Source organism: Actinocatenispora sera (genome assembly GCF_018324685.1).
Taxonomy (GTDB): domain Bacteria; phylum Actinomycetota; class Actinomycetes; order Mycobacteriales; family Micromonosporaceae; genus Actinocatenispora; species Actinocatenispora sera.
Genome location: NZ_AP023354.1, coordinates 4,009,381 through 4,023,261 on the forward strand (window position 1 = coordinate 4,009,381; position 13,881 = coordinate 4,023,261).

General features: G+C 71.6%; 12 protein-coding genes. 3 read left to right on the top strand and 9 right to left on the bottom strand.

Translation table 11 applies throughout. The features are described from left to right. Positions 1-82: 82 nt before the first annotated feature. From Asera_RS19165 to Asera_RS19190, 6 genes are all read right to left on the bottom strand, one after another. Positions 83-790, bottom strand: a complete 708-nt coding sequence (locus tag Asera_RS19165) for an ABC transporter ATP-binding protein (RefSeq protein ID WP_030448001.1) — start codon at positions 788-790, stop codon at positions 83-85. Continuing rightward, complete coding sequence (locus Asera_RS19170) at positions 783-1,691, bottom strand: ABC transporter ATP-binding protein (protein ID WP_084132229.1); 909 nt, start codon at positions 1,689-1,691, stop codon at positions 783-785. Before Asera_RS19170 ends, Asera_RS19165 begins: the two co-directional genes overlap by 8 nt. Before the next feature lie 64 nt (positions 1,692-1,755). After that, positions 1,756-2,796: a branched-chain amino acid ABC transporter permease gene (locus Asera_RS19175; RefSeq protein WP_084132231.1), complete on the bottom strand. Its 1,041-nt coding sequence runs from the start codon at positions 2,794-2,796 to the stop codon at positions 1,756-1,758. After that, complete coding sequence (locus Asera_RS19180) at positions 2,796-3,689, bottom strand: branched-chain amino acid ABC transporter permease (protein WP_030448004.1); 894 nt, start codon at positions 3,687-3,689, stop codon at positions 2,796-2,798. Before Asera_RS19180 ends, Asera_RS19175 begins: the two co-directional genes overlap by 1 nt. Before the next feature lie 60 nt (positions 3,690-3,749). Beyond that, positions 3,750-4,910, bottom strand: a complete 1,161-nt coding sequence (locus tag Asera_RS19185) for a branched-chain amino acid ABC transporter substrate-binding protein (RefSeq protein WP_030448005.1) — start codon at positions 4,908-4,910, stop codon at positions 3,750-3,752. Between the two features lie 505 nt (positions 4,911-5,415). Beyond that, positions 5,416-6,357 (bottom strand): MHYT domain-containing protein, encoded by a 942-nt coding sequence (locus Asera_RS19190; protein ID WP_084132271.1) that lies wholly within the window; start codon positions 6,355-6,357, stop codon positions 5,416-5,418. A 255-nt stretch (positions 6,358-6,612) separates the two neighbouring features. Between Asera_RS19190 and Asera_RS19195 the strand changes: the two genes are divergently transcribed. Beyond that, on the top strand, positions 6,613-8,253 hold the full coding sequence (locus tag Asera_RS19195; protein WP_030448007.1) for an enoyl-CoA hydratase-related protein: 1,641 nt from the start codon (positions 6,613-6,615) through the stop codon (positions 8,251-8,253). A gap of 96 nt (positions 8,254-8,349) precedes the next feature. Here Asera_RS19195 and Asera_RS19200 read toward each other — a convergent pair whose 3' ends face one another. The 3 genes from Asera_RS19200 to Asera_RS19210 all read right to left on the bottom strand — a co-directional run bounded on the left by Asera_RS19200 (position 8,350) and on the right by Asera_RS19210 (position 11,312). Continuing rightward, complete coding sequence (locus Asera_RS19200; RefSeq protein ID WP_244843939.1) at positions 8,350-9,447, bottom strand: winged helix DNA-binding domain-containing protein; 1,098 nt, start codon at positions 9,445-9,447, stop codon at positions 8,350-8,352. A 59-nt stretch (positions 9,448-9,506) separates the two neighbouring features. Further along, entirely contained in the window at positions 9,507-10,634 is a 1,128-nt protein-coding gene (locus tag Asera_RS19205; protein WP_157035016.1) for an LCP family protein, read from the bottom strand. A gap of 180 nt (positions 10,635-10,814) precedes the next feature. Beyond that, positions 10,815-11,312: a universal stress protein gene (locus Asera_RS19210; protein ID WP_169745881.1), complete on the bottom strand. Its 498-nt coding sequence runs from the start codon at positions 11,310-11,312 to the stop codon at positions 10,815-10,817. A 334-nt stretch (positions 11,313-11,646) separates the two neighbouring features. Here Asera_RS19210 and Asera_RS19215 point away from each other — a divergent pair, with 334 nt between their 5' ends. After that, on the top strand, positions 11,647-12,120 hold the full coding sequence (locus Asera_RS19215; protein ID WP_051802655.1) for a MarR family winged helix-turn-helix transcriptional regulator: 474 nt from the start codon (positions 11,647-11,649) through the stop codon (positions 12,118-12,120). A 787-nt stretch (positions 12,121-12,907) separates the two neighbouring features. Then, positions 12,908-13,873 (top strand): DapH/DapD/GlmU-related protein, encoded by a 966-nt coding sequence (locus tag Asera_RS19220; RefSeq protein ID WP_084132238.1) that lies wholly within the window; start codon positions 12,908-12,910, stop codon positions 13,871-13,873. Positions 13,874-13,881 lie beyond the last annotated feature (8 nt).

Here is a 13,881-nt window from a genome sequence, read left to right on the forward strand (position 1 = left end):
GTTCCGGGACGCCGGCGGGCTCAGGCGGTCGGTCCAGAATGGACGGTCGGCCCGGAGCGCGACGCCATGCTGGACCGGCCGCTCACACGCCGCCGAGGTACGCCTCGACCACCCGGCTGTCGTCGGCCAGTTGCCCGGCCGGTGCGTCGAGCACGCACCGGCCGTTCTCGACCACGTAGCCGCGGGTGGCGATCTTCAGCGCGGCCTTCGCATTCTGCTCGACCAGCAGTACCGAGGTGCCGTCGGCGTTGATCTCCGCGATCAGCTCCATCACCGCGGTCACCACCAGCGGGGCGAGCCCCATCGAGGGCTCGTCGAGCATCAGCAGCCGCGGCCCGGCCACGATCGCCCGGCCGACCGCGAGCATCTGCTGCTCGCCGCCGGACAGCGTGCCGCCCTGCTGGTCGCGCCGCTCGCGCAGCCGGGGCAGCAGCCCGTACACCCGGTCGATGCGGCGCCTGGTCTCCGCCGGATCGCGGACCAGGTAGCCGCCCATCTGCAGGTTCTCCTGCACGGTGAGGGTGGAGAAGATCCGCCGGCCCTCCGGTACGTGCACCAGCCCCAGCCCGACGATCTCCGGCGGGCTGGCCCGGGTGATGTCGTGGCCGTCGAAGACGATCCGGCCGCCGGTCGGGCGCACCAGCCCGGACACCGCGGACAGGGTACTGGTCTTGCCGGCACCGTTGTTGCCGAGCAGCGCGACGACCTCGCCGTCGGCCACCGTCAGCGACATGCCGTGCAGTGCCTGCACCCCGCCGTACGACACGTCGATCCCGTCGATCTCAAGCATCGGCGGTCCTCTCCTCCGTAAGCCCGGACGGCCCGCCGTCGCCGGTCTGCCCGGACGGCCCGCCGTCGCCGGTCGCCCCGGACCGCTCCTCGTCGCCGGTCTGCCCCGCCGGTTCGTCGCCGGTCGCCCCGGACGGTTCGTCGTCGCTGCCGAGGTACGCCTCGATCACCGCCGGGTCGCGCCGCACGGCCTCGGGGGAGCCGTCCGCGATCTCCTTGCCGAAGTTGAGCACGACCACCCGCTGGGACACCTCCATGACCAGGCCCATGTCGTGCTCGATCAGCACGATCGCGATGCCGAGGTCCCGGATGCGCCGGATCAGCTCCAGCAGTTCGAGCTTCTCGCCGTGGTTGAGGCCGGCGGCCGGCTCGTCGAGCAGCAGCAACTTCGGGTGCCGGGCCAGCGCCCGGGCGATCTCCACCCGCCGCTGCTCCCCGTACGGCAGGGCGCGCGCCGGCCCGGTCCGGTCGGCGCGCAGCCCGACGAAGTCCAGCCACCGGTGCGCCTCGTCGGTGGCGACCTGCTCGGTGCGGCGATACCGCGGGGTGTGCAGCAACGCATCGAACACGTGCTGGCGCAACCACAGGTGGGTGCCGGCGCGCACGTTGTCCAGCACGGGCAGGTCACCGAACAGCCGGACGTTCTGGAACGTGCGGGACACGCCGCGGGCGGCGACGGCCGACGGCCGCAGCCGGGTCACGTCGGTGCCGTCGATGGTGATGGCCCCGCTGGTGGCCCGGTAGAACCCGGTGATGCAGTTGAACGCGGACGTCTTGCCGGCGCCGTTCGGCCCGATCACCGACACGATCTCGGCCTCGTGCACCTGGAAGCTGAGCCCGTCGACCGCCTTCACCCCGCCGAACGCGAGGTGCAGGTCCGCCACCTCCAGCAGCGCGCTCATCGGCCTTCCTCCTTCGCCGCAGCCCGGCGGGGGCGTCGGGCCGCGCAGCATCGAGGACTCGCGCTCATCGGATCCGCACCTCGCCGTCGAACGTGGCCGACCGGCGGGCGGTGCGGGCCGTTTCCCGGGTACGGGCGGGCCACAGTCCCTGCGGCCGCAGCACCATCACGATGATCAGCAGCGCGCCGAAGGCGAAGTACCGGTAGTCCGACAGCCCGCGCAACGCCTCCGGCAGCATGGTGACGAACAGCGCGCCGATCACCACGCCGGGGGTGGAGCCCATCCCGCCCAGTACCACGGCCATCAGCACCAGGGCCGACTGCAGGAACGTGAAGCTCGCGGGCGAGATCGCGGACAGCTGCGCGCCGAACAGCACGCCGGCCAGCCCGCCCCAGACGGCGCCGGCGATGTAGGCGGCCATCTTGACCCGGTAGGTGTGCACGCCCATCGCCTCGGCGGCGTCCTCGTCCTCCCGGATGAACCGCCACGCGCGCCCCAGCCGGGAACGGATCAGCCGGTTGGCGCCCAGTACCGCGCAGGCGACGATGGCGAGCACCACGTAGTAGAAGACGACCGAGTTGCTCAGGTCGACGCCGCCGACCGACAGGCTCGGGATGCCGTAGATGCCTTCCGGGCCGCCGGTGATGGACAGGTTGTTCGCGGTGACCCGGATGATCTCGCCGAACCCCAGCGTCACGATGGCCAGGTAGTCGCTGCGCAGCCGCAGGGTGGGGCCGCCGACCACGATGCCGGCCAGTACGGTCACCACGATCACGGCCGGGATCGTCGCGAGCAGCGGCCAGTGCAGCCGGGTGGCGAGGATGCCGCTGGTGTAGGCGCCGACCGCGAAGAACGCCGCATACCCGAGGTCGAGCAGGCCGCACTGGCCGACCACGATGTTGAGCCCGACCGCGAGCATCACGAAGATCAGCGCACTGGTCATCACGTTCATCGCGTACGGGGTGGCGATCAGGATCGGCGCGATCGCGCCGATCAACAGCCCGATCGGGCCGATCCAGCGGCTGCGCAGGACGGTCTTCGCGGCGTTGCCGAGACCGCCCCCGGTGGGCGGGTTCGGCGGCTTCGCCGTCTTGGTCGTGGTCATCACACACGCTCCGTGACGCGCTCGCCGAGCAGGCCGGTCGGCCGCACGGTCAGGAACAGGATCAGGAAGGCGAACGCGAACACGTCGCGCCACTGCCCGCCGAGGAAGTGCGTACCGAACGACTCGAGCAGGCCGAGCACGACACCGCCGAGCATGGCGCCCTTGAAGCTGCCGATCCCGCCGATCACCGCGGCGGTGAACGCCTTGAGCCCGATGATGAAGCCCATCAGGAAGTTGATGCTGCCGTAGTACGAGCCGGCCATCACGCCGGCCGCGCCGGCCAGCGCCGAGCCGATGAAGAACGCCTGCGCGATCACCCGGTTGACGTCCACGCCCATCAGCCGGGCGGCCACCGGATCCAGCGCGATGGCGCGCATCGCCCGGCCCTGCCGGGAGCGCATCACCATCGCGTTGAGCGTGACCATCAGCGCGATCGCGACACCGATGAGGACCAGCTGCGCGACGCCGATCCGGGCGCCGAGCACGTGCACCGAGGAGCCGCCCAACCGCACCGGGTACACCTGCGGGTTCGGGCCGGCGATGATGCGCATCCCGTACTCCAGCGCGAACGATGCGCCGACCGCGGTGATCAGCAGCGACAACCGGGGCGCGCTGCGCAGTGGCCGGTACGCGATGCGTTCGATCGCCACGCCGGCGAGGCCCGTACCGACCATCGACAGCAGCAGCACCACGAGCAGCGCGACGAGCGACAGCGTGGCGGTGAATCCGCTGAACGAGGTGAGCAGCGCGAAACCGATGAACGCGCCGAGCATGTAGAGGTCACCGTGGGCGAAGTTGAGCAGCTTCATGATCCCGTAGACCATGCTGTAGCCCAGCGCGACCAGCGCGTAGAACGAGCCGACGAACAGACCGTTCCAGATGATCTGTGTCATGAGTTCCGTCCCGATCGGGCCGGAAGGCGGGCCCGCGGTTCGGGCCCGCCTTCGTGCTGGCTAGTTCTTGAGGTCGTCGGCGAGGGTGAACTTGGCGCCCTTCACCTCCAGGATCACGAATCCGCCCTCGGTGAGGGTGTGATCGGCGGTGAACTTGAGCTTGCCGGAGAACAGCGGGAACCCGTCGATCTTCATCAGGGCGGCCTCGATCTTCTTGCCGTCCGTGCTCTTCGCGTCCTTCATCGCCTTGGCCGCCACCCGCACCGCGTCGTACGACTGCGGCGAGTACGGTCCGGGTTCGGCGCCGAACTTCTTCTTGTACGAGGCGATCCAGTCACCGGCACCCGGCATCGTGTCGGGCGTCTCGGTCATCGTGGCGTACACGCCCTGGGCGGTGGACTGCCCGGCCACGCTGATCAGCTTGCCGTCGACGCTGCCGTCGGCGACCATGACCTTCCCCTTGTAGCCGGCCTGGCGCAGCTGCCGGATGATCAGCCCGCCCTCCTGGTAGTAGCCGGTCCAGTAGACGAAGTCGGGGCGGGCCGACACGATGTCGTGCACGTTGGAGCTGTAGTCGCTCTCCCCGGCGTTCACCGACTCGTGCAGCACCGTCTTCATGCTGCCGCCCGCCTTGGCGATGTCGGCCTTGGTGCGCTTGGTGATGTCGGTGGAGTAGCTGGTGCTGTCGTCGACCAGCGCGACCCGCTTGGCCTGCTGCTTGGTCAGCCAGGTGACCGCGGACTGCGCCTGCTGCACGCCGGTACCGTTGATCAGGAACACGTTCGGCAGGTGCTGCGAGACCAGGTCGGCCGAGTTCGCGGCCGGGATGATCATCGGGATGTTCGCCTTGTTGAACACCGACAGTGTCGGCAGCGTGGCGGACGAGCAGTAGCCGCCGATCGACATCGTCACGCCGGCCGCGACCAGCTTGTTCGCCGCGGTACTCGCGGTCTTGGGATCGCAGGCGCCGTCCTGCACGTTGAGCTTGAGTTTGCGGCCGAGCACCCCGCCCTTGGCGTTGATCTCGTCGACCGCGAGCTGGGCGCCGTTCTTCATGTACGGGCCGATCGCCGAGCTGCTGCCGGACATGGGGATGGCCATCCCGAGCGTGATCGGGCCGTCCGAACCGCTCTTGTCGCTACCACCGAACACGCCCTGACAGCCGCTCAGGGCAAGCGTCGACACCGCGACGAGCGCGACGGCGAGCTTCGTCTTCCGCATGCGATGAACCCCTCTGGTAGGTGCGACGGAGTGGCTCCGCCGGCTGGTGTCGTGCAGGTTCCCCGGGCCGCGGGCGTGGCCGGTCCGGTCGGGTGCCGTGCGCCGGCGCCGTGCGCCGCGGGGCGTGCCGACAGGCCCGGTCGCCCACGGGCCCGGTCGCCGACGGGCCCGGTCGCCGAGGCCTGGTCGCCGACCGAACTCGGGTACGAAGTTCAAGGGCGGCAACGGATGTGGCCGTCGGCCGGGCTCAGGTCGGGATGCTCGACGACGATGCGACGGCCCGTGTGGTCACGCGTCTCGGTCGTGCCGGGCTGCGCATCAGCACCCCCCTTTGCCTCGGTAGCATGTGACATTGCACTGCGTCGGAGCAAGAGGCAAGTTTGCGCGATCCGACCAATGCCAATTCGTTACCCGGCCCCGGTTTCGCTCACTCAGCGCAGTTCGGCCCGCATCGACGGTGCCGGTTGGCCGCCGTCGATGCGGGCCGCTGTGGTTGCCCGTGGGTTCAGTCGTTGCCCGGCCGGGTGGTCGCCCGACGGCCCAGCCGGTGCGGGTTCGGCGTGGGGGACGGCGACGGGCGCGACGGGATCCGCGGTTGGCCGGCCACCGCCGCACCGGCCGACGGCGCCACGATCGACTCCGACTGCGGCCGGGGACCCAGGGCGTCCACGCGCTCCTGCCGCTCCTGCGCGGTGCGCCGCATCCGGGCGGCGAACTCGGCGTCCTCGACCAGCTCCGCCGGCGAGGCGGAAAACGCCACGAAGATCAGCAGCACCACGGTCACCACGCTGACCACCAGCAGCACCGGCGGGAGCAGGCCGGTGAACGACGTGCCGCCGATGCCACCGGCGGGGTCGGGAGTCAGCCGCATCGCCGCCATCCCGGTGTAGTGCATGCCGCACACGGCCACCCCCATCACCGCCGCGGCGGCGAGCGTGGCGGCCCGACCCCGGATGACCAGCGTGAACCACAGCGCCACCGTCGCCGCGACGACCGCGATCAGGACCGACAGCGTGAACAGGATCGGCTCGAAGCTCATCGTCGCCGGCATCACCATCGCCGCCATGCCCAGGTAGTGCATGCCCGCCACGCCGACCCCCGTGAGTACGCCGCCGAGCGCGATCCGGTGCAGCTTGCGGGCGTCGTTGCCGACCACGGCGAGCCCGGCGCCGACCGCCACGATCGCCACCAGCGCGCTGATCACGGTCAGCGGCATGTTGTAGCGGATCGTCGCGTCGTTGACCGTGAAGCCGAGCATCGCGATGAAGTGCATGACCCAGATGCCGGTACCGCCGAGCGAGACGGCGGCGATCAGCAGCCAGCCGCGGCGTCCGCCGCCGGTCAGCACCCGGGCCCGGGCCGCGCACATCAGGCCGAGCAGGCAGCCGACGTAGGATGCTGCGTACGCCAGGATCGGCGTTAACAGTCCGTAGCTGAAGTGATGCATCGACACGGCTGGTGCCGCCTTTCGCTGGACGGCCGCGTCGCCGCGGACCCGGCCCGGTGAAGGTCACCGTGACACGGAGAGTTTCGAATCTTCAGCGCGCGGCGTTACGCGGATTTGTCGGGACTTTAGACGATCCACGGCGACGGCACCATTGTGGGCTTTCGGTAGATCCGGCAACTTCGTACAGTCACCGGCAACGTGGTGTTAATAACTAGATTTGCGTGGTGGCACCGGATCTCGCTAGCGTCTCACCTCGTGCGCCTGCTACTGCTCGTGTCGGCCTTCAACGGCCTGACCCAACGGATCTGGGACGAACTCAGGGACCGCGGACATGACGTCGCCGTCGAGTTCGCCCTCGACGAGCGCACGATCTGTGACGGTGTCTACCAGGCCCAACCGGACCTGATCCTCTGCCCGTACCTGAAGGAACGGGTGCCGACAGAGGTGTGGACGAAGTGGCGGACGGTGATCATCCACCCCGGCCCGATCGGCGATCGCGGCCCGTCCTCGCTGGACTGGGCGATCACCGAGGGGGCGCCGGCGTGGGGCGTCACCGCGCTGCAAGCGGTCGAGGAGATGGACGCCGGCCCGATCTGGGCGCACCGCGAGTTCCCGCTGCCGGCCGAACCGGTGCGCAAGTCGACCCTGTACACCGGGCCGGTCGCCGACGCCGCCGTCGCCTGCGCGCTGGAGGTCGTCGAGCACGCCGCCGACCCCGACTTCCGGCCGGTACCGCTGGAGTCGGCGCCGCGACCGATCCCGGACACCCGGGAGCGCCCGCTGATGAAGCAGGCCGAGCGCGCCTTCGACTGGGGCGACAACGCCACCGACATCGTCCGCCGGATCCGCGCCGCGGACGGCTTCCCCGGCGTGCGTACCGAACTGGCCGGCCAGCCGGTCAGCGCGTTCGACGCGCACCTGGGCGAGGGCACCGGTACGCCCGGCGAGATCATCGGCCGCCAGGACGGCTACCTGCTCGTCGCCGCCGGCGAGGGTGCGGTGTGGCTGGGCCACCTGCGCCGGCGCGGCGGGGTGAAGCTGCCCGCCGCCACGGTGCTGGCCGACGCGCTCGACCGGGTGCCGCAGCGCACCGACGGGCCGGCGGAGATCAGCTACCGGCGGCACGGTTCGGTCGGCGAGCTGACGTTCCGGTTCTACAACGGGGCGGCCGGCGTCGACCAGTGCCGCCGGCTGCGCCGGGAGCTGCACCGGGCCGCCCGGCAGGACACCACCGTGCTGGTGCTGCGCGGCGGCGACGACGTGTTCTGCAATGGCATCCACCTCAACGAGATCTCCGCGGCGGCCGATCCGGCCGCGCAGGCCTGGGAGAACATCAAGGCGATCAACCTGGTCTGCCGGGAACTGATCGAGGCGGCCGAGGACCAGGTCACGATCGCCGCGTTCAGCGGCAACGCCGGCGCCGGCGGCGTGATGCTCGGGCTGGGCGCGGACGTGGTGGCCGCGCGGGCCGGCGTCGTGCTCAACCCGTACTACGACATGGGGCTGTACGGCTCGGAGCTGCACAGCTATGCGCTGCCTCGGCGGATCGGCGTCGAGCGCGCCGACCAGCTGCTCAACGACTGCCTGCCGATCGGCTCCGGTACCGCCGCGCGGCTCGGGCTGGTCGACCTGACCGGCCCCGGCAACCCGGCCGAGTTCGGCGCCTGGCTGTCGGACCTGGCCCAGCAGTACGCCGAACCCGGCACCTGGCGCGACATCCGCGCCGCGCGCAAGCCGGTACCGCGGCCGCTGGACTACCACGAGACGCTGGAGCTCGCGGAGATGGCGCAGGACATCTTCGACGACCGGTCCGGATTCCACGCCGCCCGCGAGTCGTTCGTCCGCAAGGTGGCCCCGTCGGCCACCCCGCCGCGACTGGCCACCCACCGCCGCTGACCGGGCCGGCCGCTGGTCCCGCGACGGCCGGGCGCCTTGGCCGGCTCACCCGGGTGCCGGCCCGCGCTGCCGCCCGGCCATGCGCCGGCCCGGCGGCTACGGTACCGGGGCGATGCGCACCTCGCGGGTGTCGGCGTCGGGGGACAGGAAGGCGAGCAACCGCCGGGCCTCGGCGGTGACCGCTGCCGTGTCACGTACCGACAGCGCCCGGAACGGTGTCACGGTCAGCCGGGCGCCGTCCCGGCCGGTCTCGTCGGCCCAGCTGCCGCGCACCGTACCGGCCACCAGCAGGACGCCGGGGAGCAGCCCGTTGGGCCTCTGCAGGTGGTGCCGGTACTCGGCGGGAACGACCCGGCTGCGGTCGGCGTGCGACAGCAGCAGGTTGTCCAGCGGCGGCAGGAGCCGCACCGGCGCCGGGGTGTCCGGGTCCGGGCGCGGCGCGTCGGGGAGGTCGAACAGCTCGGCGCCATCGGCGGTACGGAAGGTGACCAGCTGCGGCCGCAGCCGGTCCAGCACCGCGCGCAGCCCGGTCAGCCCGGACCAGGTCTGCACGTCGGCCGCGGTGGCCGGGCCGAACGCGGCGAGGTAGCGCAGCACCAGCGGATCCGGCGCGGTGTCGGTACCCAGTGGCGCGCCCACCCAGTGTTCGGCGGTGGTGTGCGCGGCCGGGCCGCTGCGGCCCCACAATCCGCGCGGGGTGACCTGTACCAGCGCGAGCCGGCAGCGCGCCACGTGCCCCAGCGCCGTGGCGTCGTACCCCGGCCAGCGGTCCGCGAGCTCGCGACCGAGGTCGTGGTAGGTGCGGGGCCGTTGCTCGACCAGCTCCCGCGCGGTCTCGGCCACCTTGTTCAGATCCAGCCCGTCGAGCCGGGCCCGCAGCGTGCGCAGGAACCGGTCGAGGACCGGTGCGAGCCGTGGCCGCAGGTCGAGGCAGTCGGCGGCGGTCAGGGTGTGGATCGTGCCCCGCATGGCCGGGATCCGCAGGACGGTCCGGTCGGCCATCGGCCCGGCGAGCTGGTCGGGGGTGAAGCCGGCGATCCGGGACCACAGCCCCGGGTAGGGGGCGGACGGCAGCTGCGCCTGCAACCCGACGAGGTGCCGCACCGTCTCGGGTACCGCCCGGTCGGTGCGGTGCAGCAGGTGCTGGCGGGCGAGCAGGGCACGGTTGAGCGCCCGCGGCGTCAGTACGGTCACCACGCCAGTGTGCCAGTCACTGCGGTCGACTCCTGACCGCAAACAGCGCCCTACCTGGGTCAGGAACCGTCCGGAACCTTGGAGGCCAGCTCGGGATGGGCCGCCAGCAGATCGGAGATGGTGTCGTCGCGCATCGCCCGGAACAGCTGCGGCCCGAGCGGCTTCTGCAACCCCTCACCCTGGTACTGGTCGCCCTGGCCGATCGAGTAGTGCGGGATCTGCAGCGTGACGATCTTGTCGGCGGTGATACCGCGCAGCGCCAGCGCCACGTCGACCAGCTGGTACCCGCCGAGGTCGAGGGTGATGGACTTGCCGGCCGCGCCGATCAGGTCGTTCACCTTGCTCGGGTTGCCCACCACGCCCTTGCTGGTGGCCTGCTTGAGGATCTGCTTGATGAACTGCTGCTGCAGCTTCTGCCGGCCGTAGTCGCCGTCGGGCAGGTCGTCGCGCTGACGGACCAGCTTGAGCGCCTTGTCCGCGTCGTAGTGGTGGCAGCCCTCCGGGAAGGTCAGCGGTGGTCCGTTGGTGAAGCCCGGCTGGTGGCTGGTGAACCCCTTGTCCAGGCACATCGTGACGCCGCCGAGCGCCTTGGTGATGTCCTTGAAGCCGTCCCAGTTGACCAGACCGGCCATGTCCCACTCGGCCCCGGTCAGGTTCGACACGGTACGGCTGAGCAGGCTCATGCCGCCGGCGGTGTCGTTGACGTCCTTCATCCCGTCCGGGAACGAGGCGTTCAGCCGGTCCTGGCCGCCCAGGAAGCCGGTGTGCTTGTCGGCCGGGATCTGTACCCGCAGGTCGCGCGGCAGCGACAGCAGGTACGCGTAGTCCATCGAGGCCGGGATGTGCAGCCACATGATCGAGTCGGTCCGCGGCTTCTGCCCGTCGGTCTTCCACGAGTCGCGCAGGTCCGAGCCGGCCAGCAGGATGTCCAGCGGCCCCTTCACGTCCGAGCCGGCCTTGTGCTTGCGGGCACCGTCACCGATCAGGTTGTTGCTCGGCAGGGCGTGGTTCACGCGCGTGAGCACGATCGAGCCGGCGGCGAGGCTGCCGCCGCTCAGCACGACCAGGATCACGCCCAGGACCAGCGACAACCGCGCCCACCAGGGCGCGTGCCGGCGCTTGGTCCGCCGGGGCGGCGCGACGGACGGATCCGGCGCCGGTGCGTCGGACGGATGATGTCGGCCCACCGGTACCTCCCTCTGCGCTCCCGCGCGGTTCGGTGGGCCGGCGCGCTCCCGCGGATCGAGCCGGCCCACCACCCAAAACGGTACGTCTCGCGCCGAGGGGTGAGGCCTCGACGCGGGCTGGAGGGCAAGATACCCGCCCCAGCTGGGAACCTGCCGAGTGGGCGGGGATCGGTCGGGGATTCACCCGCCCGAGTAGCTGACCACCCGAACGGGGCAGCGAGCCCGGCGCGACAGCGCCCGGGCCGGGCAGTGATGCAGGCCGCGCCGCCACCACGGCCGCGATCGCGCGGCGAGGTAGATCGACCGCACCGGTAGCTCGGCCGCCACCGCCCGCAACTGCTCGGCCGGCTGGCCCTCGCGTACCAGGAACGTCCAGGGCAGCCCGGCGGCGTCGAGCATCTGCACGCAGTCCAGCCAGGCGGACAGTTCGGCGTCGTCCCGGCAGTTCAGCCAGCACGCGCCGGCCAGGCCGGCGAACCCGGAACCCAACGCCTCCAGCGGCGTCAGCCCTCGGCGGACGTGCACGGCCAGCACGTGCAGGCCGGTCGCGGCCGCCTCCGCCTGCGCGGCAAGCAGCGCCGCCTGGCCGGCGCTGCTGCCGTCGACACCGACCATGATCCGTGTCGGGGTTCCCGTCGGGGCCGCCGTGTCGTGCCGGCCCTCGCTGCCCACCGTCATGTCGACCACCCGCTTCGCCGAGTGCCTGGGGTCCGGACCGGAGGACTGCCGATGCCGTCCGGTGCGGGCCTGGTGGAGGTTGTCACTGAACGGCCGGTCGGCGCCTGCCGGACTCGCGACGAGGCTGCCGGCGCTGGCGGCACGAGTGCCGACGGCACCGGTGTGCACTCCCATCCGCGCCCTGGCAGGCCCCGCGCTGAGCCTCGACAGCCATCCGACGCCCTTCCTGTCTGGACCTCTTACGCCGCGTCTGCGTGCCATGTGCATAGGAGGCTATGCATCTGCGCCGGCGCCCGCAACCGGTGGCGCACGGCAATGCGGGATCATCGAGACCGTGCCTACGAAACGGGGTAGTGCGGCACCGGCCGAGCCGGGTGTCGACGAGTTCGCGGCGGCGCTGATCGCGCTGATCCAGGCGGCCCGGCGCACCCGCGGCCGGGTGCAGAGCCAGCTGTCCGACCTGTCCGCGGCGCAGCTGGTCGCGCTGGACGCGGTCGCGCAGGCCGGGGTGAAGGGGGTCGGGGCGGTCGCGGGAGTCATCGGGGTGGCCCAGCCGACCGCCACCCGCACGGTACGAACGCTGGTGAGCCGCGGGCTGGTGGTCCGCGCCGCCGACCCGAGCGACGCGCGCGGTTCGGTGCTGCGGCTCACCGAGCGTGGCGAGCGGACGCTGCAGCACGCCGGCGGGCTGTTCCGCGACCTGCTCGGGCAGGCCTGGAGCGACATGTCCGGCACCGAACAGGACAGCTGCATTCCGCTGCTACGCCGGCTGACCGACCTGCTGGACCGGCTCAGCGCCACGCCCTGACAGCGCTCGACCGTCCCTTGTGGACGCCGCTGCGTGGTGGTGCGCAGCGTGACCGGCCTTCCGGCCGCGGGCCGCTGCCCGACTCGACCGGGTACGGGATGTTCGATCCGCGTCACGCCAAGGCTTTCGGTGGATTACCGTCGTGGTAGGCCGGCTCGCCGACGGCGTCGAGCACCGCCCGTACCGGCCGCAGGGGTCCGATCCGACAGCGCCGACCGAGTCGGAACCGGTCTCGTGGGAGCCGGGGGTGATGCCAAGTGAGCGAGCAGTGGGCATCTGCACGTTGCCTCGTCGGAGTTCCGACGAAGGAGGAACTCCCCATGAGCGAGCGTCAGCGAGTGAATCGTGGGCGTTCTGCGTCGTGCTTCGTCGGAGTCCCGACGAAGGAGGGACTCCCCATGAGCGAGCGTCAGCGAGTGAATCGTGGGCGTTCTGCGTCGTGCCTCGTCGGAGTTCCGACGAAGGAGGGACTCCCCATGAGCGAGCGTCAGCGAGTGAATCGTGGGCGTTCTGCGTCGTGCCTCGTCGGAGTTCCGACGAAGGAGGGACTCCCCATGAGCGAGCGTCAGCGAGTGAATCGTGGGCGTTCTGCGTCGTGCCTCGTCGGAGTTCCGACGAAGGAGGGACTCCCCATGAGCGAGCGTCAGCGAGTGAATCGTGGGCGTTCTGCGTCGTGCCTCGTCGGAGTTCCGACGAAGGAGGGACTCCCCATGAGCGAGCGTCAGCGAGTGAATCGTGGGCGTTCTGCGTCGTGCCTCGTCGGAGTTCCGACGAAGGAGGAACTCCGATGAGTCTGAGTTCGGCGGATTCCCGTGTCGAGGTGGCCGAGTCGGCGGTGATCGTCGGCGAGCTGTGGCTCGGGGTAGGAGTACGGTTCGCGGCCGGCAGCGTGGTGCGCTCGCACGACGCGGCGGTACGGCTGGGCCATCACGCCCGGATCGGCGCGCACGCGACGGTGTGGGGCGACGGCAGCCATCCGACCTCCGTCGGCCAGGGCACCGTCCTCGGTGCCGGTGTCACCGTGCTCGGCGCCCGGATCGGCGACCTCTGCCAGCTCGGTGCCGGTTGCGTCCTGCTGCCGGGTGCCTGGCTGGGCGACGGGTGCGTGCTGGCCGACGGCACGCTGGTGCCGGCCGGCACGGTGGTTCCCGCCGGTACCGTGATGTCCGGGCGCACGCCGCACGCGGTGCGGTCGGCCTCCGATGCCGACGGAGCCCCCCGGTGGTTCCCGCTCACCGATCTTCCGCTGCATCGCCGGGTCGGCCGGCCGGTCCGGGTGCCCGTCGCGGTACCGCCGATCGACGGGCACGACGCGGTCCGGTCCGACGCGGACGCCACCCAGGTCGTCGGCGACGTCGAGCTCGGTACCGGTTGCGTGCTCGGCATCGCCGCCCGGCTGGTCGCCGGTGAGGGTGGGCAGATCCGGCTCGGCTCCGGCGTGCAGGCGTTGGAGCACGCGCTCCTGCGTGCGGACGGCGACGAGGATCTGGTGATCCAGGACGGTGCGGTGGTCGGCCCCGGTGTCCGGATCACCGGTGCCCGGATCGGCGCGCGCAGCGTGCTGGAGCCCGGTGTGGTGGTGGAGGCGGGTGCTCATCTGGGCCCCGGCACGCTGGTCCGCGCCGGAACGCGGGTGCCGGCCGGCGCCACCTACGGGCCGCTGGCCATTGTGGACGGTCGGCCCGGCCGCCGGATCGGCACGCTGCACTCCGGCCCGTCCCGCCCGCCCTGGCTGTTGCCCGCGACCAGCTGAGTGCCGGC

Bases quoted from the DNA above. Each gene is read 5' to 3' on its own strand.
- Asera_RS19165 (WP_030448001.1), bottom strand. From the start codon at position 790: ATGCTTGAGATCGACGGGATCGACGTGTCGTACGGCGGGGTGCAGGCA.
- Asera_RS19170 (WP_084132229.1), bottom strand. From the start codon at position 1,691: ATGAGCGCGCTGCTGGAGGTGGCGGACCTGCACCTCGCGTTCGGCGGG.
- Asera_RS19175 (WP_084132231.1), bottom strand. From the start codon at position 2,796: ATGACCACGACCAAGACGGCGAAGCCGCCGAACCCGCCCACCGGGGGC.
- Asera_RS19180 (WP_030448004.1), bottom strand. From the start codon at position 3,689: ATGACACAGATCATCTGGAACGGTCTGTTCGTCGGCTCGTTCTACGCG.
- Asera_RS19185 (WP_030448005.1), bottom strand. From the start codon at position 4,910: ATGCGGAAGACGAAGCTCGCCGTCGCGCTCGTCGCGGTGTCGACGCTT.
- Asera_RS19190 (WP_084132271.1), bottom strand. From the start codon at position 6,357: ATGCATCACTTCAGCTACGGACTGTTAACGCCGATCCTGGCGTACGCA.
- Asera_RS19210 (WP_169745881.1), bottom strand. From the start codon at position 11,312: ATGACGGTGGGCAGCGAGGGCCGGCACGACACGGCGGCCCCGACGGGA.
- Asera_RS19220 (WP_084132238.1), top strand. From the start codon at position 12,908: ATGAGTCTGAGTTCGGCGGATTCCCGTGTCGAGGTGGCCGAGTCGGCG.